Consider the following 23,986-nt stretch of genomic DNA (forward strand, 5'->3'; position numbering starts at 1 on the left):
GAAATGTCTTGCCAAGTGAACGCGAATCGTCGGTTCTTGTCGATTTTTTCGCCGAGCGGAAGGCGAAACAGCGGGCGTTTAACGAGATGCATGAACGGCTGATGGAGAAGATGCATGAGTACGCGTGCCGGACGCTGAATTTACGTGAGAAAGTGCGGGCCAAGCATGTGTTTCGGAGCAAGCTTACCCTTCCTTCCGAGGCGTTGCTTATTCCGTTCTGGGAAGCGCAGTACGGTATATGGCTATTGCTTGAGTACCAGAATATTAAAGGCGAACGGATCATTGAGAAATATTTGATGGAAGAGAACGCGGATTTGTCTGAGCAGGAGCTTCATCTTGCAGCGCGCTGGATGGCCGCGTATCCTTCTATATATCGCGTGATAGAAGCGTGGGAGGAAGGGTATCGGGTCGACGATATATGGGCGGAAGAAACAATGGATGTGGCACTTGGTGAGAGGGAACAGGTACGTAGCGAATTTATGGTCGGGCAATACCTATTTGCCCGCTTGGCCAAGGTTGGATTTATTCACCGGTTTATTGGGCCGTATGCATTGATTCCCAAAGAACGGATTCCTCTCATTAAGCAGAGCTTGGAAGCTGATTTTGAACGAAGCAAAAAAGAAAACAACAGCCAATGGTCATGGCGTTTATTCATGCAGCAACATGGCATTAAAGCACTAAGAATATATCAGTAAAAAACGAGGCAGCGAAAACGTTCGGTTTACGTTTCGCTCCTCGTTTTTTAGCAGTGACATAAAGCGGCCGTCCCTTTTTATCCGCGAGTTCTTCTTATGCTCCTATATATTTGGCATAGAGAGAACGGGCAATTGTGATGTCATCGGTGCCTTGCACGACGACACGTCCGTTCGGGAATACAACGAGAATATAATGGTTATCGACATGAAAGCGAAGTAGAAACTTGTTCCGTTCGACTTTGCCGAGCGGAGTAAACCGCTCCATGAGCTCGTCCAAATTGACGTGTCGGTCACGCGTCGGGCTAATTTGGACGCTGTTGCGACCACACAGCGATGTAAATGTATCTTCTTTACCGGACAGATCAAGGAATTCAAACACACCTTTTCCACAAGCGGGACAGTCTGGATTTTTCTTATCCGTCAGGTTTATACGGGTATGGAAATTGCGCCAAATTTCCATATGCTCGAGGTGCGGGTTACGATGTTTTTGATCGCCTACGAGTATTTTTAGCCCTTCGACAGCTTGGTAGGAAGCGACAATATGAATAATCGGACCGATCACGCCCGCTGTATCACATGTTTCTCCGCCGCTTGGCGGCTCAGGAATCAAGCATCGCAGGCAGGGAGTCACGTGCGGGCGAATGGTTGCAAACATACCTTTCGCGCTTACCGCGCCGCCGTATACCCAAGGAATGTTGTGTTTGACGGCTACGTCATTGATTAGAAACCGAATGGCGAAATTGTCGGTACCGTCCAAAATCAAATCGCAGTCGGCCAGCAGTTCCTCAGCGTTCACAGCTGTTACGTCAGCAATAACCGGATCGATGATAACTTCGCTGTTTACTTTTTTTAATTTTTCCGCTGCCGCTGCGGCTTTCGGAAGGTGGTTTGCCGCGTCTTCTTCATCGTATAGCATCTGCCGCTGCAAATTACTCGGTTCGACGAAGTCGCGGTCAATAATGCGCACGAACCCGACGCCGGCCCGAACCATGTGGTTAGCAAGCACCGCGCCAAGCGCGCCCGCGCCAACGATGGCGACTCGGCTTGCGCCCAGTTTCTTTTGGCCTTCTTTTCCGATTGGGGCAAATAGCAATTGTCGTGAATAACGCGTATCCATACTCGGGCATGCTCCTATCAATGAATTACCCGCCACTTGTGCTTCGCTTAAAGGTGGGGGCAAGTGATTTGTATGTTTTAGCCGAACGATAAGCAACATACAGGAATCTCCTTACGATTACCCTCGCTTTGAAGTCGTTCGTTCTAGCATGATTATAGCATACGTTTTAGGCGACTCCTAATCGAAAATTACCCCTTATATATAAATTGCTTCATTGAAAAATTATAAAAAAAACTATCTTGAAAATATTTTTATAATTTGATAATATTGGTATTGCATTGGAAATCATTTGACAACTTAAGGAGAGAAGGCCAAGAATGCCATCTTACATCTTTGGTAAGATTGAGTTGGACGACACCCAGTTGCAGAAGGATTTAGAAATAGTTAAAGGATTTCCGAGAATTTCAGAGGAATACGATGAGTTTGGGACCGGAGTCTGGATTAACAACTCGTTGTGGAACGCAAGTCAAGATGCTACTGATACTATGTACCGCGATTTCGACTATCCAGCAAAACAAACTGAGTATGGTCGGCAACTTCCATACATTAGCAAACTCGTCACTGAAAACTTTAATTTAGAGTACCTGAAAATGGTTCGTACCAGGAACCTAATTGATGGAATGGTTATTCCTCACAAGGATTTTGTCGAGCTTAACAAACCGAAAAATCAATATTTTCGAGTGTTTGTTCCTCTCGAAGATAATCAGCACGCTTTCCATTCGGATGAGGATAATGTGTTTCAAATGAAAAAGGGAGAGATTTGGTTTTTAGATGCGGCTATCGATCATGCTGCCGTGAATTTCTCTACCGAAAGTCGGATTTTCCTCTGCCTTGATTTTGCATTTCCAGGTGATTTCCACCCGTCCGAGATTTTTACCAACAAAGCGCTTTACAACGAACAGATCAAGCCAACTATTGCGAAAAGGGAACAATTAAAGCCGGAGGCCGTTGAACACATGATCCAGTCCCTTTCGCAAATCATTGATAAATACAATTTCAAAGATGTTTTATTTATGTTGTCTAAGATTCACTTCTATAAGGATGTTCCAGTATCCGCTGCTTACGACTGGCTAGAGGAGATTACCCGTCGTTCCGGAAAGGAAGAGCTTTTGGACAAGACTCAAAAGTTACGTAAGTACATGATTGAAAAAAGGGATTTGGGCGAGCGATTTTCCATTAACGACTGGAAAGAACTAACTGCATAAATTAAAATGGGCTTTGTCTTAGACAGAGCCCATTTTTAATGAGGTGAATGAAAGTGAAAAAGAATATTCAATTGCAACCTAGACCCTCACAAGAGTTAAGCAATTGGAAATGGATAGTTCCCGTAAGTTTTATCTTAACATGGAGCAGTGGAGCGATCTTTGTCAAACTGGGTTTAGAGTATGCCAATGCTTTTACGTTCGTATTTCTTCGTTTTCTATTGTCAACGGCATTACTCTGGGGGATTTGTCTGATGCTCCGATCCACTTACCCGAAAACAGTGAAAGAGTGGGGGTACATTGTACTTACGGGTCTTTTATTGCAAGCCGGATACCAAATTTTTTATTTCTTCGCACTAGATCAACACATGTCGCCTGGAATCTTAGCCATCATCTTAGGGGCACAACCGATTATCACGGCTTTTTTTGGGGAAACCAAAACTAGATACTATCAGTGGTTGGGGCTTTTCTTAGGGTTAAGTGGACTAATCCTAGTCGTTGCCGATAATATCTCAAAACCAAACTTCACACTATACAGCTTAATAAGTGCAATATTATGTTTGGTCTGTATAACGATCGGTACGTTTATGCAAAAGCAAATTCAGATCAGTCAACCAATCAACATGGCCATTCAATATTCTGGGGGCCTCTTGATGATCCTAATGCTTCTTCCGTTTTTTGGAGGATGGCACGTTCAATGGAATTTCACTTTTCTCTTTAGTTTGTTTTGGATGGCTTTTGTTATTTCGGTTGGAGCTTCAATGATATTGTACTTTATGATCCGAAAAGGAAATCTAACAAACGTCACGAGTTTGTTGTATGGTGTCCCACCTGTCACTGCACTACTGGATTACATAATCTTTAAAAATCAACTGTCGTTAGTGGCTTGTTTAGGAATGGTGTTTATTATTGTCGGTCTATTCCTAATCAATCGGCAAGGAAAGGTCGTATAATTTGTTTGCGAATTTATGGTTTTTAAACAAGCGACTACGATGGAAGGCTTTGTGATTACTCACTTTTCCGATAGGGTTGGCTTCACAAAAACGGGGTAAATTACAATCTGAAAATGAACGTAACCACTCCAAAGGTTACATACCATTTGCTAAACAACAGTCCAGGAGGCAAAACATAAATTCGGAGGTGAATATCCTCCGCATCCGCTCCTTCATGTAGTGCCTTCTGGACAAAAAAAGAGGTCCCTAGAAGGCCCATAGATCGTTTTTAAGACATGGTCTAATGTTTATAAGGTCTCGGAGATTTTTCATTTTGGGGTTTCGTATTCCTTTATAATGCGATAAAAGGTGTTTTTTAGTCCAAGTTCATTCATAAAAGAGATTGCAGTTATATCCTTATTTTTCCACCTAAGGTACAATTTATAAAACCCTTGATATCTTTATTTAGATCCAAAACCAATCTTTTATTAATCTTTTTATTATCCTGTTAATATCCCAAATACGATTCTGTTAATATAAACGAACTATCCGGAAATCCCTTGAGATCATTAGGTTTGTCAGTTGTCTTTAATGGATTGATGGCACCGAATTTGACGGATGCTCCTTCTACCACTATGAGTATGTTTAAAACCGGACACATTGCAATTTCACCACGATACGAATAGGAGAATAATCAAGAAAATGTGTATAATATATACATTCAACCTTTTTCGATTGTTAATTTGCGTAGTTTGCTAAAATTCGAAGTGCTTTTATATATAAGACTTCAAAATTTAGGTGCAAGGAGATGCGAGCTTCATGAAAGTTTTAGTTGATAGATTTGGCCGCGTCCACGATTATTTGCGAATTTCTGTTACTGATCGCTGTAATTTGCGCTGCGTGTATTGTATGCCGGAGGAAGGAATGGAGTTTGAACCGGCGGATCGGATTCTAAGCTACGAAGAAATTACCGAGGTGGTGGCGGCCGTAGCCAAGCTTGGCGTGCGTAAATTGCGCATTACTGGTGGTGAGCCGCTTGTACGCAAAGAGATCGAAAAGTTGCTCGCCATGCTTTCCGCCATCCCAGGCATTGAAGATATCGCCTTGACAACCAATGCGATTTTTCTTGCGCAAAAAGCGGAAGCGCTGCGGCAAGCAGGCGTTACCCGCGTGAATATTAGCCTTGATTCTTTGAGACCGGAACGGTTTGCGCTGATTACGCGCGGCGGAAGCTTGAAACGGGTGCTTGACGGTTTGGAAGCCGCGCTGCGTGTAGGATTTCATCCGGTGAAGTTGAATGTCGTGCTCATGCAGGGACAAAATGATGATGAAATCGAAGACTTCATTCGTCTGACGCTGGATAAATCGCTACAAGTTCGTTTTATCGAATATATGCCAATTGGACACGCTGATGATGGTTGGCGCGCGAAGTACCTTTCGCTTGAAACGGTATTCGAAAGGGTAAAGCAGATGGGATTGACGTATGAACCGGCGGAGGATATTTACGGCAATGGCCCGGCGGAAAATTACCGGGTGCCTGGAGCGGTGGGGACATTCGGCTTGATTCATCCGGTTAGCGATCATTTTTGCGGCAATTGCAATCGGCTTCGTTTGACAGCTGATGGAAATATTAAGCCTTGTCTTTATTGGGATGACGAATGGAATGTGCGTCCGCTCATCGGAAATGAGGCCGCAATTCAGGATTTGTTTTTGCGGGCAATTGACGCGAAGCCTGAAAATCATGAGATGGCGCAGGTGCTGATGAAGCAGGAACAGTCCCACAAGCCGACCGTGCGCCGCATGTCGCAAATAGGAGGTTGAGGTAGATGAACGAATCGCTGACACACTTTAATGATCAGCAGCGGGCTCGCATGGTAGATATTACGGGAAAACAAGTGACAGAGAGAACGGCGGTTGTTCGCAGTCAGGTGACAATGAAGCCGGAGACGCTGTCCCGTGTCAAGGAAGGCCGTATTGGCAAGGGGGACGTACTGGCAGTGGCACAGGTCGCCGGAATTATGGCGGCTAAGAAAACGTCAGATGTGATTCCAATGTGCCATCCGCTCGCGCTAACGGGTGTGGATATCCGTTTTTCTGATAATGGGAAAGATACGCTTTACATTGAGGTAACGGTTAAGACGACAGGTAAGACCGGCGTGGAAATGGAGGCGCTGACCGCCGCTTCAGTGGCCGGTTTGACCATCTATGATATGTGTAAGGCGATGGATAAAGAAATGATTCTTGGCCCGACATACCTAGTCTCAAAAACAGGCGGCAAGAGCGGCGATTTCTTGAGCAACGTCAGAGTCGCTCTCGCGTTTGAATAGAAGGTACCAGGGGGATCAAATCATATGAATGGAGCCAAAGGCAAGACCTATAAACAGGATGGTGTATAGCATCCCGTGCGTCTTTTCCAGTTAAGGAAAGGCGCTTTTTTTGTCTTGAGATACCATCCGAAAATCATATATGATTTTTTTAGAAAATATATTGAAATCATATATGATTTTGTATATGATAAAAACATGAAGAAAAACATAATGAGCAAAACGCACTATGCTTACAACTTCATGCGTACCGGTATTCTTAACGGCACGTTCGGGCCGGGCCAACGAATAGTCATTGATCAAATTGCGAAGGAGCTGGGGTTAAGTATCATTCCGGTAAGGGAGGCGATTCGACAGTTAGAGTCTGAAGGGCTTATTCAATATAAACCTTACAGTGGTGCCATCGTTAGCACGATCAATGAAACCGAATACGTGGATACACTTTCCGTATTGGCTATTCTGGAAGGATACGCAACCGCGCTGAGCGCAGCGCACATTACACCTGATGAAATCAGCGAGCTTGAGCGGCTGAATGAACAGATGAAAGAGGCGTTGCTTGCGTTCGAGTTTGAAGCATTCGGTGAGCTAAACCGTGAATTCCATTGCGTCATTTACAGGAAATGCGACAACCAGTACCTAAAAGAGGAAATAAAGAAGGTAATGGGCAAAATGGATACGCTCCGCCGTTCTGCTTTTACGTTCGTGCCACAACGCGCGCACAATTCGGTAGAAGAACACGCGCGCATCATTCAGATGCTGAAAGAGGGTGCCCTGTTCGAAGATATCGAAAAAATGGCAAGGCAGCATAAGTTGAACACTGCCAGCGCCTTAAGAAATCGGAAAGCTTCACTGTTTGCCACCAAAAAGAATCCATTTTGATTCATTTTTAAGGCAAGTAATTTTTTTTATGATAAATTTTCGCAAAACATATTATTTTCAAATAATATATTATTTCTTAAGGAGGCTATGGAAAAGATGTATCAAGAGGCAAAACGACGTCTGCGTGGCTCTATCGCACCGATTGTCACTCCTTTTGACGAACAAATGAATGTGGATGTTCAGGCGCTAAAAGGTTTGATTGAATGGCATATCGCAAGCGGCACACATGGTATCTCCGTAACGGGCACTACCGGTGAGCCAAGCTCGTTGACGATTGAGGAGCGGGAACTGGTGATGGAAACTGCCATCAAAACGGCAGCTGGTCGCGTTCCGGTCGTGCCTGGCACAGGTTCCACCAACCATGCGGAAGCACTGCATCTTACAAAGCGTGCGCAGGAAATGGGGGCCGATGCGGCGATGGTAATTGTTCCATACTATAATCGGCCGAACCAACAGGCGCTGTACAACCATTTTAAGACGATCGCCGATTCGGTAGACATCCCGATTATCATTTACAACATTCCGGGACGTACGGCGGTCAATCTTGAAGTAAAAACGTTGGCGCGTCTTGCTGAAGATTGCCGAAATATCATTGGTGTAAAAGAATCAAACAAAGATTTTGAGCATGTGAACAGGGTATTGTTGAATTGTGGCCGCGATTTCCTGTTGTATTCCGGAATTGAGCTGCTTTGCTATCCGATGCTTGCCATTGGCGGAGCTGGACACGTGAGCGCTACCGCCAACGTGATGCCGAAAGAGGTAGCCGATCTTTACAACCTATGGATGGCCGGTGAAGTGGAAGCGGCTATCGACCTTCATTATAAAATGATGCCGCTTAATGATGTACTGTTCAAAGATACGAACCCAGGCCCCTTGAAAACCGCGCTCGGCATGATGGGCAAAATGAATCCGGCGCTCCGCCTGCCCATGGGACCGCCTTCTGTAGAATTGCAGCAAGAAATCAGGCAGACGCTTATTAGTTACGGACTCTTGGATGAGAAAGTAGGAATGAAAGAATGAAACATGCACGATTTTTCCATGAAGGTCGCATTGTGAGAGGGATTGTGGATGGAGAGGTGATTATTGATCAAGCAGGAAAAGAATATTCGATGGAAAGTGTTCAATTCTGGTTGCCGCCGCTTACCCCCAACCATATGATTGGTCTCGCGCTTAACTATGCGGATCATGCCGAAGAACTTGGCTTGGAGAAGCCAGCGGAGCCGGTGTTGTTTATCAAACCGAACAGTTCCCTGGTTGGTCACAAGGCTCCGGTATACTATCCGAACGGAGCTACATATATGCATTATGAGAATGAACTGGCCGTTGTTATCGGCAGAGGTGGAAGAAATATCAAGCATGCCTATGCGTATGATCATGTAAGCGGTTATACAATTATTAACGATGTGACCGTTCGGGATTTTGTCAACAATTTCTACCGTCCACCGGTTCGGGCGAAAGGGCACGATACGTTTGGGCCGATGGGACCGTATTTCGTGGAGAAGGAAAATGTGCCGGATGTGGAAAACTTGGAACTTCGCACGTATGTGAACGGCGAGCTCCGCCAACGCGGTAATACAAAAGATTTAATGTACTCGATTCCAGATATTATTGAGTTCGTCAGTTCTTTTATGACGTTGGAGCCGGGTGATGTACTGCTGACAGGAACTCCGAAAGGCATCTCCCATGTGAGTCCGGGAGATACGATGCGCCTCGAAATTGACGGGTTGGGTTCGCTGGAAAATCCTGTGTTGGACGGGAGGACGAAGGTTTCGACCGGGGGTGAGACTTGTGAGCAAGTACAACGTTGAACGGGTACCGCACTATATTGGCGGAAAATTCGTTGAGGGAACGTCCGGCAAATTGTTTCAAAACATGAATCCAGCTACAAATGAAACGCTAAATGAAGTAGCCGAAGGGGAAGCGGAAGACATTCATCTCGCGGTGCAGGCGGCACGCCAGGCATTCGACGAAGGGCCATGGCGCACAATGGGTGTAGCGAAGCGGTTGGAATATATTGTACGTATTGCAGATTTGATTGAAGCAAACGCGGAAGAATTGTCCTATCTTGAATCGCTCGATACGGGGCTTCCCATTAGCCAGACGAAGAAGCAGGCGGCGCGTGCCGCGGAAAATTTTCGCTTCTATGCCGAGATGGTGAAAAGCCGCATGGTAGGCGAAGCGTATCAAGTCGACAGTTCGTTTATCAACTATACGATTCATAAGCCGGTGGGTGTAGCCGGACTGATTACGCCGTGGAATGCGCCGTTCATGCTGGCGACATGGAAAGTGGCTCCGGCACTTGCTACAGGCAATACTTGCGTGCTTAAGCCAGCCGAGTGGTCACCACTGACGGCGAATAAGCTTGCTCAGATCGTCCACGAAGCGGGCCTACCGCCGGGTGTATTTAATGTTGTGCATGGGTTCGGGGAAACCGCGGGCGCCGCGCTCGTTGCGCATCCTGATGTTCAGCTTATTTCTTTTACCGGTGAGACGAAAACCGGATCTGAAATTATTAAAAATGGCGCGGATACGCTCAAACGTTGCTCGATGGAGTTAGGCGGAAAATCGCCTGCGATCGTGTTTGCAGATGCGGATTTGGAGCGAGCGTTAGATGCGGTTGTTTGGGGAATCTATTCCTTTAACGGTGAGCGTTGTACCGCAAATTCCCGCTTGTTTGTGCAGGAGAAAATTTATGACCAATTCGTCGATGCGCTAAAGGAAAGGGTGGCCAACATTATAGTGGGTGATCCGATGGATCCGGCAACTGAGGTTGGGCCGCTCATTCATCGCAAACACTGGGAACATGTAACTAGCTACATTGCCCTTGCCCAGGCGGAAGGCGCTGAGGTTATAAGTGGTATCGTTCCAGCTGAATGTTCGACAGGAAACTATATAGCGCCCACGTTGCTTCTTAATTGTACGAATCGTATGCGCGTCGTCCAAGAGGAGATTTTTGGGCCGGTTTTGGCAGTGATTCCGTTTAAAGAAGAAACGGAAGTACTACAGATGGCGAACGATGTAAAATATGGTCTTGCCGCGTATGTTTGGACGAACGACATGAAACGAGGGCATCGCCTGGCTCAGGGAATAGAGAGTGGCATGGTATGGATAAATTCGCAGAATGTGAGAGATTTGCGGATTCCGTTCGGTGGCGCCAAGGCGAGCGGTATTGGCCGGGAAGGTGGTCATTATAGCTTTGAATTTTACACGGAGACCCAGGTGATTCATGTAGCAATAGGTGAGCATCCGATTCCACAGTTCGGTAAAAAGAAGGAAGAACGGACGGGAATAGTCGCTAAGTGATAAACGGAAGGATAGGGGATAGAGATGGTGCGGAGCTATATGCCTTAGACTTGATAGATAAGCATCTTATCCCCTTATCACGATACTCATGTATATAAATTTAAAAGCGGGGAGGATGAGTCATGCCGGCACGCACAGGCAAGCAGTATTTGGAGGCGCTGGAGGCGGCGAAAAACAACATATGGATTCATGGACAAAAAGTAGAAAAAATAACGGAGCATCCAGCCTTTCGCAATATCGTTCAAAGCATGGTAAATCTGTATGATCTTCAGCATGAAAAAGCAGATAAAATGCTTTACACATCTCCTACGACGGGAGACAAAGTCGGCCTGTCGTTCATCGAGCCGAAAACGAAAGAAGATTTAATGGCACGCCGCGAAATGATTACGGAGTGGGCGCATTATTCGGGTGGAATGATGGGGCGTTCCCCTGATTATTTGAATACAAGCATTATGGCGTTCGGTACGGCGTCGTCTTTTTTCGCGCAGGCCGATCCTCGCTTCGGCGAAAACGCGCGCAGCTATTACGAATATTGTCGGGAGAACGATATTAGTCTTACCCATACATTGATCCATCCGCAGGCTAATCGCTCCAAAATCCAGTCCGAGCAAAAAGATCCATATTTATCAGCCCGTATTACGGAGAAAAACGCGGATGGTATCGTAATTAATGGTTGCCGTCTACTCGCTACGCTGGGCGGGGTCACGGACGAAATTGTTGTGTTTCCGTCCACGCTTAATAAAGGCAGTTCCAAAGATGATCCGTACGCGTTCGCGTTTGCGATTCCGAACAATACGCCGGGGCTGAAATTTATTTGCCGTGAGTCCTTTGACTATGGGAGAAATCAATGGGATCATCCTCTAGGCGCCCGCTTTGACGAGAGTGATGCAATTGTAGTGTTTGAGAATGTATTGGTACCTTGGAACCGCGTATTTGTTTGTGAAAGTACGGATATTTGCAACCGAACGTATGTGGAGACGAATGCCGTCGTTCATATGACTCACCAGGTCGTGGCGAAAAACACAGCCAAGACAGAATTTGTTCTTGGCGTTGTGCTGAGCATTATTGATGCCATCGGTATCGAACAATTTCAGCATGTCAAGGAAAAAGCGGCCGAAATCATGATTGTGCTTGAAACGATGCGTTCTCACCTGTACCGCGCAGAACAAAACGCCGCTATCGACAAGTACGGCAATATGACGCCGGATTTTGCGCCACTTAACGCCGCTCGCAACTGGTATCCGAAAATATACCAGCGCATGGTAGAAATTATCCGCATTCTCGGAGCGTCTGGTTTGATGGCTATTCCGACAGAAGCAGACTTTAACAGCGAGGAAATTGGCCATCTTGTGCACCGTTACACCCAGGGAGCCAACATTGACGGTTATGAACGCGTTCAACTGTTCCGCCTTGCTTGGGATATTTCCATGAGCGCGTTCGGCTCGCGCCAGGCGTTGTACGAATATTATTTCTTCGGCGATCCGGTTCGCATGTCGAATGTGTACTATGACATATACAACAAAGAGCCTTATAAAGCAATGGTCAAAGAGTTTCTCAACCGGGTGAAAAAATCGACTCGAAATTATACTAAAGTGTAAAATGTAAGCGTTTTATAGGGCTGGTGAAAAGCTGATTCGTCTTTTCGCTAGTCCTCTTTAAAAAAGGAGGAATGAAAGCGTGATCGGTTTTGACATTATCCGTTTGGCTCACGCCGAATTTAATGTGACGGATTTGGAGAGAGCGCGCGATTTTTACGTGAATGCACTTGGGTTTATCGAAACGGAAGCGGATAGTAACCATATTTATTTGCGGGCGATTGAAGATGGAAATCACCATTGCCTAGTGCTAACAAAAGCCGATACGCCAAGTTTGAATCATATCGCTTATCGCGTTGGTTCCGAAGAGGAGCTTTACAAACTGGAAGCATTTTTTCAGGCTCAAAATTTGCCGATGCGCTGGGTGGAAAAAGACGAAGAACGTGGGCAAGGGCGCGCTCTTCGTATCCAGGACCCTGCAGGGTTTCCAGTGGAATTTTTCTTTGAGATGGAAAAAGCGGAGCGCATGCTGCAAAAATTTAATCAACATACAGGCGCTAAAATTAAGAGAATTGATCACGCTAATTGTTTGGTGACAGATATTTATTGCATTCATAAGTGGTATATGGAAGAATTAGGGTTTAAATGTTCCGAGTACACGGTGGTGGGCTCAGCTGAAAACGAAAGGCTTTGGGCCTCTTGGCTTCACCGGAAGCCGAGCGTACATGATTTGGCGCTGGTTAACGAACGCGGGCCGCGCCTACACCATATTGGTTTCTGGGTGGATGACGCCAAAACGATCCTGGACGCTTGCGATTATCTGGCCGCTTCTGGCTACGCGCTACATATTGAGCGGAGCCCGGGTCGTCATGGTACATCCAATGCATTTTTTGTCTATGTGCGTGATTGGGACGGACACAGGCTTGAGCTTTATACAGGTGATTATTTTACGAATGATCCGGATTGGGAACCGATCAAATGGCATCTGGAAGATCCGCAGCGCGCGACATTCTGGGGTACGGAGCCGCCGCAAACGTGGAAAAAAGAAGCGATGCTCGTCCAGAATATCCTGACAGGGGAGTTAGTGGAAGTGAAGGAACCGGTATCCAAAAAAGTGACAAAATAATAGAAATAATAAACGAAGAGGGGAGCTTTTGCCGTGAAGAGGTTATTTGTTCTTATATTGAGTCTGATATTCGCATTTTCTATTGTGGGATGCGCGGGCAAAAGCAGCGAAACGAACGCCGACCAAAACAAAAAGGCGTCGGAAAACAGTGAGCCGATTAAGATCGGCGGCGTATTCTCGGCATCCGGAAGCGCGGCTTCTCTTGGCAAACCGGAGATGGATACGCTGAAAATGATGGCGGATAAAGTGAATGCGGAAGGTGGCATTAATGGGCGGAAAATCGAAGTGGTCGCCTATGATGACAAGTCTGACCAGAACGAAGCGGTCATAGCGATTAAGAAGCTGATTGAACAGGATAAAGTGGTAGCCGTTATCGGGGGAACGATATCCGGAAATTCGCTGGCGATGATTCCGCAGGCGGAAAAAGCGAAAATTCCGTTTATCTCGGTCGCGGCCAGCAAAAATATTAATAAGCCGGTGAAAAAGTATGTGTTTAAAACCGCGCAAGGCGATGATGTTGTCATTCCGCGCGTCGTTGAATACTTAAAATCTCAAAATCTTACAAAAGTGGCGTGGCTAAGTGTAGATAATCCTTACGGTTCAAGTGGAAAAGAAGAATTTGTGACGTTGGCGAAAGATGCAGGCATTGAAATTGTCAGCTCAGAAGTGTTTGAAGCTACAGTTAATGATGCGAAGCCGATGCTGACACGTGTAAAGCAAAAAAATCCACAGGCGATTGTGATCTGGGGAACCGCTCAGGAGTCGGCAATAGTAACAAAAAATGTGCGGGAGCTTGGTATTCAGGTGCCAATTATCGAATCTCACGGTATTGGAAACAAGAAATTTATCGAACTTGCGGGTGAAGCAGCAAACGGTGTCATCTTCCCGGCAGGCCGCCTGCTCGTTGTGGATCAGGTTCCAGCCGACAACAAGCAAAAGCCGGTGCTTGAAACGTATATGAAAATATTTCAAGAAAAATACAACTATGCACCGAGCACATTTGGTGGCCATGCCTGGGATGCGTTTGAAATTTTAATTGCTGCCATTAAAGCGGCAGGAGATGATCCGGAAAAAATTCGTGCGGCCATTGAAACAGGCACCAAAGATTTTACAGGCATTACCGGGACATTCAATATGTCCGTGGAAGACCATAACGGTTTGCAGTCTGATTCGCTTGCCATTATTGAAATTAAAGACGGAAAGTGGACGTTAAAAGACAACTAGAAAAGCACAGGAGGCTGATTCGCTCTCTGGCCGTTACGTGGGAGGAACCAGCCTTTATTTTCATACGGTCGGACGGATAGCGTAAATAAGTAGACAAGGAAGTGAATCATACATGGGAGACATGAGCCAAATTGTTCAGCTGCTTTTTTCCGGGTTGACCATTGGCAGCATCTACGCTTTGATTGCGATCGGTTTTGTTATTATATACAACATTACAGGCGTCCTCAATTTCGCACAAGGAGAGTTCGCTATGTTTGGGGCGTTGATTTGCATTTCGCTTGTAGGGACAGGGATGCCTTATTTACTTGCAATTTTACTGAGCATTGTGGCAGTTGTTATGATTGCTGCTATGTTTGAGCGCGTAGCGATTTATCCGGCGCGCCATTCGAGCGTTCCGACGCTAATTATTATTACGATCGGCGTATCCATCGCGCTGCGCGGTATTGCCTTGTTTATTTGGGGGACGGATCCGTATCATCTCATTCCGTTAACAGCGGGAGACGCTTTTAACCTTGGGGGGGCAATTATTCAGCCGCAAAGCTTGTGGGCGATCGGCATTTCGGTCATTAGTCTTGTTTGTATGTATATATTTTTTGAAAAGACGTTCATTGGCAAAGTGGTTACCGCGTGTGTTGTTAACCGTTTCGCGGCAAGGTTGATGGGAATTAGGCCGGAGAAGATGTCGCTTATTTCCGTCAGTGTAAGTGGAGGTCTCGGTGCTCTTGCCGGGATCATTATCGCGCCGATTTCCGGCGCGACGTACAACATGGGATTGATGCTCGGAATCAAAGCGTTCATCGCCGCGGTAATCGGTGGTTTATCCAACGCTCCAGCGGCGATTCTTGGTGCGATGATTATCGGACTTTTGGAAGCGTTCACAGAAGGATTATGGACGACAGGATTTAAAGATGCAGTAAGTTTCGGCATCTTGTTGCTCGTACTGTTCCTGTTGCCAAACGGCATTTTGGCCAAATCTTCTGGAAAACGGGTGTAGAAGGAGGATGCGTGATGAAAACAAATATCAAGCTGATTTACAGCCGCAGCCTCAAGGGGCCGCTTGTTCTTACGTTCGTTTTGCTGGCCCTGCCTTTCTTGATTCCATCCCCTTATTTTTTGGGCATGATGGTATTGATCGGGTTTTATACGATTGTGGGAACGGGATTGTCTATGCTTATGGGATATGCCGGCCAAATCTCGCTTGGCCATGCGGCTTTTTACGGTGTAGGAGCTTACACATCAGCGATTTTGACGGCCAAGATGGGAATGCCTGCCCTTGCCGGGATCGCTGCCGGCGCGCTCGTGGCGCTCATCATTGCGTATATTGTCGGGGTGCCGACATTGAAGCTCACTGAACATTATTTGTCGCTGGCCACGCTTGGATTTGGTGTCATTGTGTTTATTTTTTTTAAGCAGCTCAAAGGGTTAACCGGAGGATTGGATGGATTTTTCGGCATTCCGCCGCTTGAAATTTTCGGTTTTGAATTTACGACTGATTTCGCTTACTACTATCTTGTTTGGCCGCTTGCGATTTGCAGTATTTTGTTTGCACGCAACGTGATTCAATCGCGCGTTGGTCGTGCGCTCCGTTCCATTCATGGCAGTGAGACTGCATCCAGCGCTCTTGGCGTCAACACCCAGAAATACAAGTTGCAAGTGTTTATGATGAGCGCTGTATATGCCGCGGTCGCTGGCAGTCTGTACGCGCATTATGTTACATTCATTAGCCCGCAGCTATTTGAGGCGATGGCGTCGATTCATTTCCTCATTATGGTGATTATCGGCGGCATGGCGAGCATATGGGGCGGTATGGTTGGTGCAGCTGTATTCGTTTTTTTAAGCGAAGGGCTGAAAGAGGTGATCCCGCTTGTCATGAGCAATGCAAGCGGTGAATTCGAGATTGTTTTTTTTGGGGTATTGTTAGTAGCTCTTCTGATTTACATGCCAGAAGGACTTGTACCGGCACTTTCTAAAACATGGAAGAATCTTAGGAGAAAAAAGGACAGCGGCGGTCAGAACAGCAGGAATGCGCACATGGAACTTGAAGACGAGAAGGAAGTTCAGGTGAGCATGGTCGGAGGTGGTGAAAGATGAACCAGGCAGCACCATTGCTTGAAGTGCGCAATCTGACCAGAAGCTTCGGCGGTGTTATGGCAGTACATGATGTTTCATTTGACATTTTTCCTGGGGAAATCGTCGCTGTTATCGGGCCGAATGGCGCCGGCAAAACGACGCTTTTTAATATGATTACGGCTATCCTTCCCGCTACGTCAGGTTCCATTCGTTTTTACGGCCAGGAACTTATCGGAAAAAAAACGTTTGAAATCGCACAGATGGGAATTACACGCACATTTCAGAATCTGCAAATTTTCGACAATATGTCGGTCATTGAAAATGTGATGACCGGCATGCACATCCGTGGTAAAACCGGTTTGCTTGGCGCAGGGTTTCGCCTTTCGCAGGTGGCAAGAGAAGAACGGACGATGTTGGAAAAGGCGCTGGAATATCTCGAAGCTGTCGGGATGGCGCATAAAGCGTATGAAAGCGCGGCTATGCTTCCATACGGTAACCAGCGACTTGTCGAGATTGCGCGCGCAGTTGCTGCGGACCCGAAACTTATCTTACTCGATGAGCCAATGGCAGGTCTTAATCCAGAAGAGTCACGTGAATTGGTAGATGTTATTTTAAAAATGCGAAATAAAGGTATGACGTTTCTGTTTGTGGAGCACGACATGGAAACCGTGATGTCGACCGCCGACCGGATTGTTGTGCTTGATTACGGAGGCAAAATTGCGGAAGGAACTCCGGAGGAAATCTATAATGATCCGCGTGTCATCGCGGCCTACTTGGGAGATGAGGGGGGTTTGGAATGTTAGAAGTAACGAATTTGCATACGTATCACGGGTACCTTCACGTGCTGCGCGGCATTCATTTTTCGCTGCAAAAAGGCGAGACTCTGGCGATTGTTGGTTCGAACGGCGCTGGCAAAAGCACGTTGCTCGGAACGCTTGCGGGTATTTATGCTCCGCAAGCAGGAAATATTGTTTTCGAAGGCGAAGATATTTCAGAGTTGCGTGCCGAGCAGGTTGTTGCGAAAGGAATCGCTCTTGTTCCGGAACGGCGGCAAATCTTCGATTCTCTTTCAGTAAAAGACAATCTCATTCTCGGTTCCTATCACCGCTTTAGACGCGACAGGCAACAAGTGTTGCGCGATTATGAAAAAATGTTGCACTTTTTTCCGCGGCTTCAGTCAATGCTAGATCGCCCGAGCGGTTTGCTGAGCGGGGGAGAACAGCAGATGCTTGCCATTGCGAGAGGGTTGATGGCGAATCCGAAACTTCTTATGCTTGATGAGCCGTCGCTCGGGCTTGCTCCGCTTATCGTTAAAAGCATCATGGAAATTTTACAGCAATTGAAACAAGAATTCGGAACGACTATTATTCTGGTAGAACAAAACGTAAGAGCGGCGCTCGGCATCGCGGATTATGCTTGTGTACTGGAGAGGGGACAGATTGTTATCAGCGGAGCCGCGCAGGAAGTAGCGGAGAACCCAGCGGTGCGCGACGCCTATCTCGGCAAAGGCAAAAAAGCGATGTAATACAAAGGAGTGGTTATCATGGCAAAGAAAACGGAAGCGCCTACAACTTTAACAGAACAACAAATGGCCCTGCTCAATGAAGAAACGCTTGTGCTCTTAAGTACGGTAGACGCGGAGACACAGACGCCTACCGTTAACGCGATTTCCTGGGTGAAAGCGCCATCCGAAAGCAAAGTTCGCTTTTCCGTTACGAACTCTTCCCGCATCGTTACGAACGTGAAAGCGAACCCGCGTGTTACCCTGTGTGTCATTGGTCTGGAAACGGTTTATTCCATCGTTGGTAAATGCACGATCCTGGAAGAAAAGATGGAAGGTGTGGCTATGCCGCTCGCAAAGATTGAGGTTGATATCTCTGCCGTTTATGACAGCATGTTCTGGGGCGCAAAAATTACCCAGGAACCGAAATTTGAAAAAACGTATGACCTAGAAAAAGCGAAAGCATTGGACGAACAAGTATATACCGCGATGCTTAAATAAGAAGAATGCTGGAAAAAGCGAAGCCGAAACGGTTTCGCTTTTTTTGGTTCATATGGGCACAGAACGGGAACAACATATAATGTGATGGTTTTTGCAAGAATACGCAAGAAAGAAAGGATGGCTTATGATGGCAGAACAAAAACAGGCAGATACATTGACGTCAATGGCTCCACAACACGGATATCTTCAGCCAGATATTGAATCGAAAATGTCTCCACGGCCAAATGCGGAGGACTATAACTATAAAGGCAGCGGCAAGTTAGCAGGCAAAGTGGCGCTCATTACGGGAGGAGACAGCGGCATCGGGCGCGCGGTTGCCATCGCGTACGCCAAAGAAGGGGCGGATGTGTGCATTATGTATTTAGAAGCGCATAGCGATGCGGAAGAAACGAAGCGTCAAGTAGAAGAGGAAGGGCGCAGAGGCTTGCTCATAGCTGGCGACGTCGGCGATGAGAAGATTTGTCAGAATGCGGTTCAGCAGGTCATTAACGAGTTTGGTCGCTTGGATATTCTTGTAAACAATGCGGCTGAGCAGCATGTGCAGAACAGCATCGAAGATATTACATCGGAGCAGTTGCATCGGACGTTTCAGACAAATATTTTTTCCATGTTCTATTTAACGAAAGCGGCGTTGAAGCATTTAAAACCTGGGAGTTCAATTATCAACACGGCTTCAATTACCGCCTATAAGGGCCATCCGTTACTAATCGACTACTCTTCTACTAAAGGGGCAATCGTTACGTTTACCCGTTCTCTGTCTCAGTCGCTTGTTAACAAAGGCATCCGGGTAAACGGTGTGGCGCCGGGGCCAATTTGGACTCCGCTAATTCCTTCGACATTCCCACCGGATAAAGTGGAGAAGTTCGGCAAAGACACGCCTATGCGGCGTCCGGGTCAACCGCAGGAGCTGGCACCAAGCTATGTATTTCTTGCTTCGGATGACTCTTCTTACATTACTGGGCAAATGATTCATGTCAATGGCGGGATTATTGTGAATGGATAACGCGGGAAATGTATCGTCCGGTTTTTACGGCTCCACAAGAAAATATTCCAGCTTGTTTGTCGGAGAAGCAGATTTACGATGGGACACCAGACCCAGGGTGTCCCATCATTTGCTTTTCGGCACTCTTTGTTATTGCAGCAAGTTATCCTAGTGAAATTTATATCTTTCTGCTCCTTTTTCAACCTTTTCCTATGATTTATAATAATTCGCATGAAAATATTTGCGATATTTTATGTTACATTCTGCACAGTCAGAAGCTTTCCCTGTCTATTATTAATAATACTGCTGCTTTTGCCGGTAAATTGCTCGTTTGCAGCATCTGAAAGAAGTGTCGGCGCGACGGAAGAAGCGAACCATTTAACTTTGAACAGCGAATCGGCTATCCTTGTTGATTCACGTTCTGGGGATGTGTTATATGAAAAGAACGCGGATCGCGCAATGGCACCAGCCAGTATTACAAAGATCGTAACCGGCATTATTGCTTTGGAATATGGGCGGCTTAACGATAACGTAGTGGTGTCTCGAAATGCGCGTGAAGCGGAAGGGACGCGGATTTTTCTGGCTGAAGGAGAACAAAAACGGCTTGAAGATTTAGTATACGGTCTTTTGCTGAATTCGGGAAACGACGCTGCTGTGGCAATTGCTGAACATATTGACGGAAGCGTTGCGGCGTTTAGTCAACGAATGAATGAATTTGCTGCTTCGGTCGGAGCGCATCATACCCATTTTACCAATCCGAGCGGTTTGTATGAAGAAGACCATATAACAACCGCTTCCGATATGGCCAAAATTACGGCCCATGCAATGAAAAATGAAAAGTTTCGACAAATCGTCCGGACGCGGGTAAAACCGTGGGAAGGAAAAGAATGGAAGAGCAAGCTGATCAATCATAACAAAATGCTTGTATCTTATCAGGGAGCAAACGGTGTCAAAAACGGGTATACCACTCAATCAGGGTTTACGCTTGTAGCGTCAGCCGAGCGCGAAGGGACGGAATTTATCGCCGTGTTAATGAAAGCGGATGGTGACAGGCAAATTTATAAAGACGCGATCAAACTGCTTGATTACGGATTTAAAAATTATAAAACCGTTCCTGTGCTACAGGCAGGTGCAAAGATTTCGGAAGGCGGAGAACGTTACCGGATCAGACAAAACGTTTACGCTTCCATTCCAAAAGAGGATCATTTTCGCGTCCATGTAAACGGAGCAGACGGTCTAATTGTTGAAACTGATTCCGGAGTGGTAAGAGAGTATCCATCGGTACTTATGAGGGAACAACATCTCCAAATCGCGGATCCCGATAGAAAGATGGAGAAGATCAGTTCGTCCGGAGATAAATATCAAAGCTTACCCGAATTTTTGATGTTGTGTTTCTGGCGATTGATGATTTTTTTCATGTGCTGGATGGTGATTTTGTTAATAAAGAAAAAACAGGTCTAATTTCTCGCTTGTCTCTATAAATATTATAGGGACAAGTTTTTTTGTAATATGTAATGAATAAGGAAAACATGTATGTTGTTTGATTGCAGAGATCAATGATCAATCAAGGAAAAAATTTAAAAAATATGGAACTAATTCTCATATGTGCTCGTCAATATTAGTGAAAAAATAAGAGGGAGGAAGAAGCATGAAAAAAGAAAAGAAGTGGACAAGTTCTTTGCTGGCGGTATCCCTCATCGCGGGCGGGATATTGCCTTACAACGTAATGGCAGCAGAGGTCAAAGCGGATTCAGCAACACCTTTCGTCCAATCACAACCGATAAAAACAGCGAAAATCTCGCGTGAAGAGGCGCTGCGCATTGCACAAACGGTGATATCCATTCCAGCTGGGTACAGGAACGACCAAGTAGAATTAGAAAACAATAAAGCGATAGGTCGTACGCTTTGGCACTTATCCTGGAATTTGGGGCAACCGGGAGACGATTACGGCCATATTAACATTTTGATTGATGCACAAGATGGAACGATACTAGGCATGGATCGTTGGTCGCGCGATATGGAACGGAGGAATGTTTTACCGGGCAAGATTGATACGGCAAATTTGCTAACGGAAGCGAAGGCATTTGTTTCCAAGCATTATGGTGCATATGCGAATGAACTAAAATTTGATGAGACATCGCTGGACAGTTTCAAACGTGGAGTTTCTGGCATGGAGAATACGCTTGTTTTTACGCGTCAGCATGACGGAATCCCGGTATTTGACCAGGGCGTACGCTTTACATACGACAAGAGAGGAAAGCTGCAGAGGCTGGAATTTAACTGGCATAATAAGCTACAGTTTGAGAGCAATAAAGGCATAAAGAGTGAAGCTGAGATTTTGCAAAGTGTTGAGCGAGATTTAGAACTGGAACTGGCTTATTTGCCGAATGGATCACGTCCGGGCGGAAAGATTGCGCTTGCATATGCGCCAAAATTAAAAACGTCAAATGACACATACAGTGTCATTCCGAACTTTATTATTGACGCAAAAACAGGCAAACAGCTTTCCATGGTAGATGGGAAAGAGCTGACGAGCGCTTCCGGATTGAAAAGCGTACTTTCCACGAGTCCGACTTCTCCTCCCGCCAATATGCACTTGAATGAAGCGGGAGCAATAGAAAAAGTAAAAGAATTGGGTTTAGTTGATAAATCTCTAGAAATTCAGCAAAGAAGCTACCGCGAAGAAACTTCTCCTTATGAAAGGAAAATATGGGAGCTTTTTTGGCAGAGTAAAGACGGTTCTGACAAGCACATTTATGTATCGTTAGATGCGCAGACTGGGGAATTAATCAGCTTAAATCGGTATGATACAAGATACGGCATGAAAATGGAAAAGCCGGAGCAAGTGAAGGTGAATGTGACAGCACAACAGGCGGAAAAAACAGCGGAGGCTTTTGTTAGAAAGGTGCTTCCGGGACGTTTGAGTAACCTGTATACGATGGAAGCTTCTCCAAATTATTTCGGAACAGACACAAACAAAATTATGAGTTATGACGTTTCATTCGTACGCAAGGAAAATGGGATCCGGGTAGTGGGAGAAGGAGCGACGGTTACTGTAGACGCCGAGACGGGAGAAATTGTGAATTACAATATGAACTGGTCCAAATCTGAGCTTCCGGATATCGGTACTATAATTTCCCCTGAGCAGGCGAAAAAGAAGATTATGTCTTTATTGAAAGCGGAGCTTGGCTATTATACATTCCCCCCGTTTTTCTCTCTTTCAGCTGATCAAATCCGGAAAGCGAAGCCTGTATACCAGATCAGCATAAAAACAAAAGGGCAGACAGATGATGCAGGCTTAAGCTATTTGGATGCAAAAACCGGAGAATGGAAATCAGATGGTATTCAGAAAATCAATGATTCTACGCAACCTGTGACCGATATTGCCGGTCATCCGCTTCAAAAAGAATTGCAGGAGATGGTGGATGCAAATCTGCTTGAAGTAAAGGATGGTAAAGTAAACCCGGATCAAAAACTGACTCGCGGAGAATTGCTGAAAGTGTTTTACATAGCAGCGCGCCAACCGTACGATTATTACAACCCGCAGCAAGACTCTTTCTTCTCGGATGTTAAGGAAGAAAGCGAGTATAGACAGGCGGCAGAATGGGCTTTGCAAAATCGCTTGCTGTCGAGAGAAGACAAAATGCTGCGCCCGAATGAGCCGGCCACCCGTGAATTTTTGGCGGAACTGATTGTCAGGGGATTGGGATACGACAAACTGGCAGCGAAAGAGGGAGTATTTGAAAGCAAATTCAAAGATGAGGCTGCGATTCAGAAAAGAGGAAACGCTGCCCTTGTTACTCGTCTTCATATCATGGAAGCGAATTCCAAAGGCGAGTTTGAACCTGCACGCCAGGTGACGAAAGCGGAAGCAGCAGTAGCAATATACCGGTATTTACAAACAAAAGAATTGTTTGCTGACTAAGAGCGACAGTCTGGCGTTGGTTTTGGCGCCAGACTGTTGTTGTCTTTTTCCGGGGCTGGTTCACCGTTGAAATTCGGGGAAATGAACGGCGGCAAAATACAGCATTTGTTTTTATGTCGTTAGTATCCTATGAGACAACCTTGTTCCAGTTTTATTTATATAAAAAAGTAATTGCTTTTACGTAAGAATCGTGATATATTTTCTCTTGTCGATTCGAAAAAATAGCTTTTATATCCAGAAAATAAACATCCCTAAATTAAGTTAAAAAATGCTTGTAATTTTATCAGGGATGTAATAAAATATAAAAGTCACTGATAAAAAGTGATAGAAACAGAAGTTCCTTGAAAACTGAACAGTGACACTCGTTTGTGTGCGAGGTAAATATCCCATGAAAGTGAAGGTCAGCTTCAAAGTTGATTTCAGGCACTTTTATGGGGCCCGAAAAACATTCTTTCTTTATGAGCTAGCTTACGAGCTTGCGTATCAACCTTCAACTTTTTTGGAGAGTTTGATCCTGGCTCAGGACGAACGCTGGCGGCGTGCCTAATACATGCAAGTCGAGCGAACCGATGGAGTGCTTGCATTCCTGAGGTTAGCGGCGGACGGGTGAGTAACACGTAGGCAACCTGCCTGTACGACCGGGATAACTCCGGGAAACCGGAGCTAATAC

At 45.9% G+C, this 23,986-nt stretch carries 22 protein-coding genes and 1 rRNA gene; 22 read left to right on the forward strand and 1 reads right to left on the reverse strand.

Translation table 11 applies throughout. The features are described from left to right. Positions 1 to 8 precede the first annotated feature (8 nt). The gene (locus tag BLR88_RS02305) at positions 9 to 695 is read left to right on the forward strand and encodes a hypothetical protein (RefSeq protein WP_057899597.1); all 687 of its coding nucleotides are present in this window, start codon (positions 9 to 11) and stop codon (positions 693 to 695) included. Positions 696 to 789: 94 nt separating this feature from the next. Here BLR88_RS02305 and BLR88_RS02310 read toward each other — a convergent pair whose 3' ends face one another. Then, on the reverse strand, positions 790 to 1,812 hold the full coding sequence (locus BLR88_RS02310; protein WP_057900398.1) for a ThiF family adenylyltransferase: 1,023 nt from the start codon (positions 1,810 to 1,812) through the stop codon (positions 790 to 792). A 317-nt stretch (positions 1,813 to 2,129) separates the two neighbouring features. Here BLR88_RS02310 and BLR88_RS02315 point away from each other — a divergent pair, with 317 nt between their 5' ends. The 21 genes from BLR88_RS02315 to BLR88_RS02410 all read left to right on the forward strand — a co-directional run. Further along, on the forward strand, positions 2,130 to 3,017 hold the full coding sequence (locus tag BLR88_RS02315; RefSeq protein WP_057899596.1) for an aspartyl/asparaginyl beta-hydroxylase domain-containing protein: 888 nt from the start codon (positions 2,130 to 2,132) through the stop codon (positions 3,015 to 3,017). Between the two features lie 47 nt (positions 3,018 to 3,064). Beyond that, positions 3,065 to 3,967 carry a DMT family transporter gene (locus tag BLR88_RS02320; protein WP_082706075.1) on the forward strand — a complete coding sequence of 301 codons (903 nt, stop codon included), beginning with the start codon at positions 3,065 to 3,067 and terminating at the stop codon, positions 3,965 to 3,967. A 798-nt stretch (positions 3,968 to 4,765) separates the two neighbouring features. Next, a complete protein-coding gene (gene moaA, locus BLR88_RS02325) occupies positions 4,766 to 5,767 on the forward strand; it encodes a GTP 3',8-cyclase MoaA (RefSeq protein ID WP_057899594.1) in 1,002 nt (333 codons plus the stop codon). A 5-nt stretch (positions 5,768 to 5,772) separates the two neighbouring features. Then, positions 5,773 to 6,273, forward strand: coding sequence for a cyclic pyranopterin monophosphate synthase MoaC (moaC, locus tag BLR88_RS02330; RefSeq protein WP_057899593.1), 501 nt, complete (start codon positions 5,773 to 5,775; stop codon positions 6,271 to 6,273). Between the two features lie 195 nt (positions 6,274 to 6,468). Further along, complete coding sequence (locus BLR88_RS02335) at positions 6,469 to 7,149, forward strand: GntR family transcriptional regulator (protein ID WP_057900397.1); 681 nt, start codon at positions 6,469 to 6,471, stop codon at positions 7,147 to 7,149. A 96-nt stretch (positions 7,150 to 7,245) separates the two neighbouring features. Beyond that, on the forward strand, positions 7,246 to 8,169 hold the full coding sequence (gene hpaI / locus BLR88_RS02340; RefSeq protein WP_057899592.1) for a 2,4-dihydroxyhept-2-ene-1,7-dioic acid aldolase: 924 nt from the start codon (positions 7,246 to 7,248) through the stop codon (positions 8,167 to 8,169). Further along, positions 8,166 to 8,957: a fumarylacetoacetate hydrolase family protein gene (locus BLR88_RS02345; RefSeq protein ID WP_057899591.1), complete on the forward strand. Its 792-nt coding sequence runs from the start codon at positions 8,166 to 8,168 to the stop codon at positions 8,955 to 8,957. Before hpaI ends, BLR88_RS02345 begins: the two co-directional genes overlap by 4 nt. Next, positions 8,938 to 10,452 (forward strand): 5-carboxymethyl-2-hydroxymuconate semialdehyde dehydrogenase, encoded by a 1,515-nt coding sequence (hpaE, locus tag BLR88_RS02350; protein ID WP_057899590.1) that lies wholly within the window; start codon positions 8,938 to 8,940, stop codon positions 10,450 to 10,452. The genes BLR88_RS02345 and hpaE overlap by 20 nt, the downstream gene beginning before the upstream one ends. A 122-nt stretch (positions 10,453 to 10,574) precedes the next feature. Next, complete coding sequence (hpaB, locus tag BLR88_RS02355) at positions 10,575 to 12,050, forward strand: 4-hydroxyphenylacetate 3-monooxygenase, oxygenase component (protein ID WP_057899589.1); 1,476 nt, start codon at positions 10,575 to 10,577, stop codon at positions 12,048 to 12,050. Between the two features lie 82 nt (positions 12,051 to 12,132). Continuing rightward, positions 12,133 to 13,113, forward strand: a complete 981-nt coding sequence (gene hpaD, locus BLR88_RS02360; protein ID WP_057900396.1) for a 3,4-dihydroxyphenylacetate 2,3-dioxygenase — start codon at positions 12,133 to 12,135, stop codon at positions 13,111 to 13,113. 33 nt (positions 13,114 to 13,146) lie between these two features. Next, positions 13,147 to 14,337, forward strand: a complete 1,191-nt coding sequence (locus BLR88_RS02365) for an ABC transporter substrate-binding protein (protein WP_057899588.1) — start codon at positions 13,147 to 13,149, stop codon at positions 14,335 to 14,337. A 112-nt stretch (positions 14,338 to 14,449) separates the two neighbouring features. Continuing rightward, positions 14,450 to 15,331: a branched-chain amino acid ABC transporter permease gene (locus tag BLR88_RS02370; RefSeq protein WP_091259835.1), complete on the forward strand. Its 882-nt coding sequence runs from the start codon at positions 14,450 to 14,452 to the stop codon at positions 15,329 to 15,331. Positions 15,332 to 15,345: 14 nt separating this feature from the next. Continuing rightward, positions 15,346 to 16,428, forward strand: coding sequence for a branched-chain amino acid ABC transporter permease (locus BLR88_RS02375; RefSeq protein ID WP_057899586.1), 1,083 nt, complete (start codon positions 15,346 to 15,348; stop codon positions 16,426 to 16,428). Next, on the forward strand, positions 16,425 to 17,210 hold the full coding sequence (locus tag BLR88_RS02380) for an ABC transporter ATP-binding protein (RefSeq protein WP_057899585.1): 786 nt from the start codon (positions 16,425 to 16,427) through the stop codon (positions 17,208 to 17,210). The genes BLR88_RS02375 and BLR88_RS02380 overlap by 4 nt, the downstream gene beginning before the upstream one ends. After that, on the forward strand, positions 17,204 to 17,932 hold the full coding sequence (locus BLR88_RS02385) for an ABC transporter ATP-binding protein (RefSeq protein WP_057899584.1): 729 nt from the start codon (positions 17,204 to 17,206) through the stop codon (positions 17,930 to 17,932). Before BLR88_RS02380 ends, BLR88_RS02385 begins: the two co-directional genes overlap by 7 nt. An 18-nt stretch (positions 17,933 to 17,950) precedes the next feature. Continuing rightward, positions 17,951 to 18,409 (forward strand): pyridoxamine 5'-phosphate oxidase family protein, encoded by a 459-nt coding sequence (locus tag BLR88_RS02390; RefSeq protein ID WP_057899583.1) that lies wholly within the window; start codon positions 17,951 to 17,953, stop codon positions 18,407 to 18,409. A gap of 127 nt (positions 18,410 to 18,536) precedes the next feature. Then, entirely contained in the window at positions 18,537 to 19,412 is an 876-nt protein-coding gene (locus BLR88_RS02395; protein WP_057899582.1) for an SDR family oxidoreductase, read from the forward strand. An 8-nt stretch (positions 19,413 to 19,420) separates the two neighbouring features. Continuing rightward, on the forward strand, positions 19,421 to 19,735 hold the full coding sequence (locus BLR88_RS19305) for a hypothetical protein (protein ID WP_162265041.1): 315 nt from the start codon (positions 19,421 to 19,423) through the stop codon (positions 19,733 to 19,735). Further along, complete coding sequence (locus tag BLR88_RS02400; protein WP_057899581.1) at positions 19,704 to 20,852, forward strand: D-alanyl-D-alanine carboxypeptidase family protein; 1,149 nt, start codon at positions 19,704 to 19,706, stop codon at positions 20,850 to 20,852. Before BLR88_RS19305 ends, BLR88_RS02400 begins: the two co-directional genes overlap by 32 nt. 187 nt (positions 20,853 to 21,039) lie before the next feature. Then, positions 21,040 to 23,316 carry a YcdB/YcdC domain-containing protein gene (locus BLR88_RS02405; protein ID WP_057899580.1) on the forward strand — a complete coding sequence of 759 codons (2,277 nt, stop codon included), beginning with the start codon at positions 21,040 to 21,042 and terminating at the stop codon, positions 23,314 to 23,316. Between the two features lie 496 nt (positions 23,317 to 23,812). Next, positions 23,813 to 23,986 (forward strand): 16S ribosomal RNA (locus tag BLR88_RS02410); the annotation flags it as partial.

Origin of the sequence: Aneurinibacillus thermoaerophilus (genome assembly GCF_900099925.1) — a bacterium.
GTDB lineage: Bacteria > Bacillota > Bacilli > Aneurinibacillales > Aneurinibacillaceae > Aneurinibacillus > Aneurinibacillus thermoaerophilus.

Bases quoted from the DNA above. Each gene is read 5' to 3' on its own strand.
- BLR88_RS02390 (WP_057899583.1), top strand. From the start codon at position 17,951: ATGGCAAAGAAAACGGAAGCGCCTACAACTTTAACAGAACAACAAATG.
- BLR88_RS02335 (WP_057900397.1), top strand. From the start codon at position 6,469: ATGAAGAAAAACATAATGAGCAAAACGCACTATGCTTACAACTTCATG.
- BLR88_RS02315 (WP_057899596.1), top strand. From the start codon at position 2,130: ATGCCATCTTACATCTTTGGTAAGATTGAGTTGGACGACACCCAGTTG.
- BLR88_RS02380 (WP_057899585.1), top strand. From the start codon at position 16,425: ATGAACCAGGCAGCACCATTGCTTGAAGTGCGCAATCTGACCAGAAGC.
- BLR88_RS02385 (WP_057899584.1), top strand. From the start codon at position 17,204: ATGTTAGAAGTAACGAATTTGCATACGTATCACGGGTACCTTCACGTG.
- moaA (WP_057899594.1), top strand. From the start codon at position 4,766: ATGAAAGTTTTAGTTGATAGATTTGGCCGCGTCCACGATTATTTGCGA.
- moaC (WP_057899593.1), top strand. From the start codon at position 5,773: ATGAACGAATCGCTGACACACTTTAATGATCAGCAGCGGGCTCGCATG.
- BLR88_RS19305 (WP_162265041.1), top strand. From the start codon at position 19,421: ATGTATCGTCCGGTTTTTACGGCTCCACAAGAAAATATTCCAGCTTGT.
- BLR88_RS02310 (WP_057900398.1), bottom strand. From the start codon at position 1,812: ATGGATACGCGTTATTCACGACAATTGCTATTTGCCCCAATCGGAAAA.
- BLR88_RS02345 (WP_057899591.1), top strand. From the start codon at position 8,166: ATGAAACATGCACGATTTTTCCATGAAGGTCGCATTGTGAGAGGGATT.
- BLR88_RS02395 (WP_057899582.1), top strand. From the start codon at position 18,537: ATGGCAGAACAAAAACAGGCAGATACATTGACGTCAATGGCTCCACAA.
- BLR88_RS02405 (WP_057899580.1), top strand. From the start codon at position 21,040: ATGAAAAAAGAAAAGAAGTGGACAAGTTCTTTGCTGGCGGTATCCCTC.
- BLR88_RS02375 (WP_057899586.1), top strand. From the start codon at position 15,346: ATGAAAACAAATATCAAGCTGATTTACAGCCGCAGCCTCAAGGGGCCG.
- BLR88_RS02320 (WP_082706075.1), top strand. From the start codon at position 3,065: ATGAAAGTGAAAAAGAATATTCAATTGCAACCTAGACCCTCACAAGAG.
- hpaB (WP_057899589.1), top strand. From the start codon at position 10,575: ATGCCGGCACGCACAGGCAAGCAGTATTTGGAGGCGCTGGAGGCGGCG.
- hpaI (WP_057899592.1), top strand. From the start codon at position 7,246: ATGTATCAAGAGGCAAAACGACGTCTGCGTGGCTCTATCGCACCGATT.
- BLR88_RS02370 (WP_091259835.1), top strand. From the start codon at position 14,450: ATGGGAGACATGAGCCAAATTGTTCAGCTGCTTTTTTCCGGGTTGACC.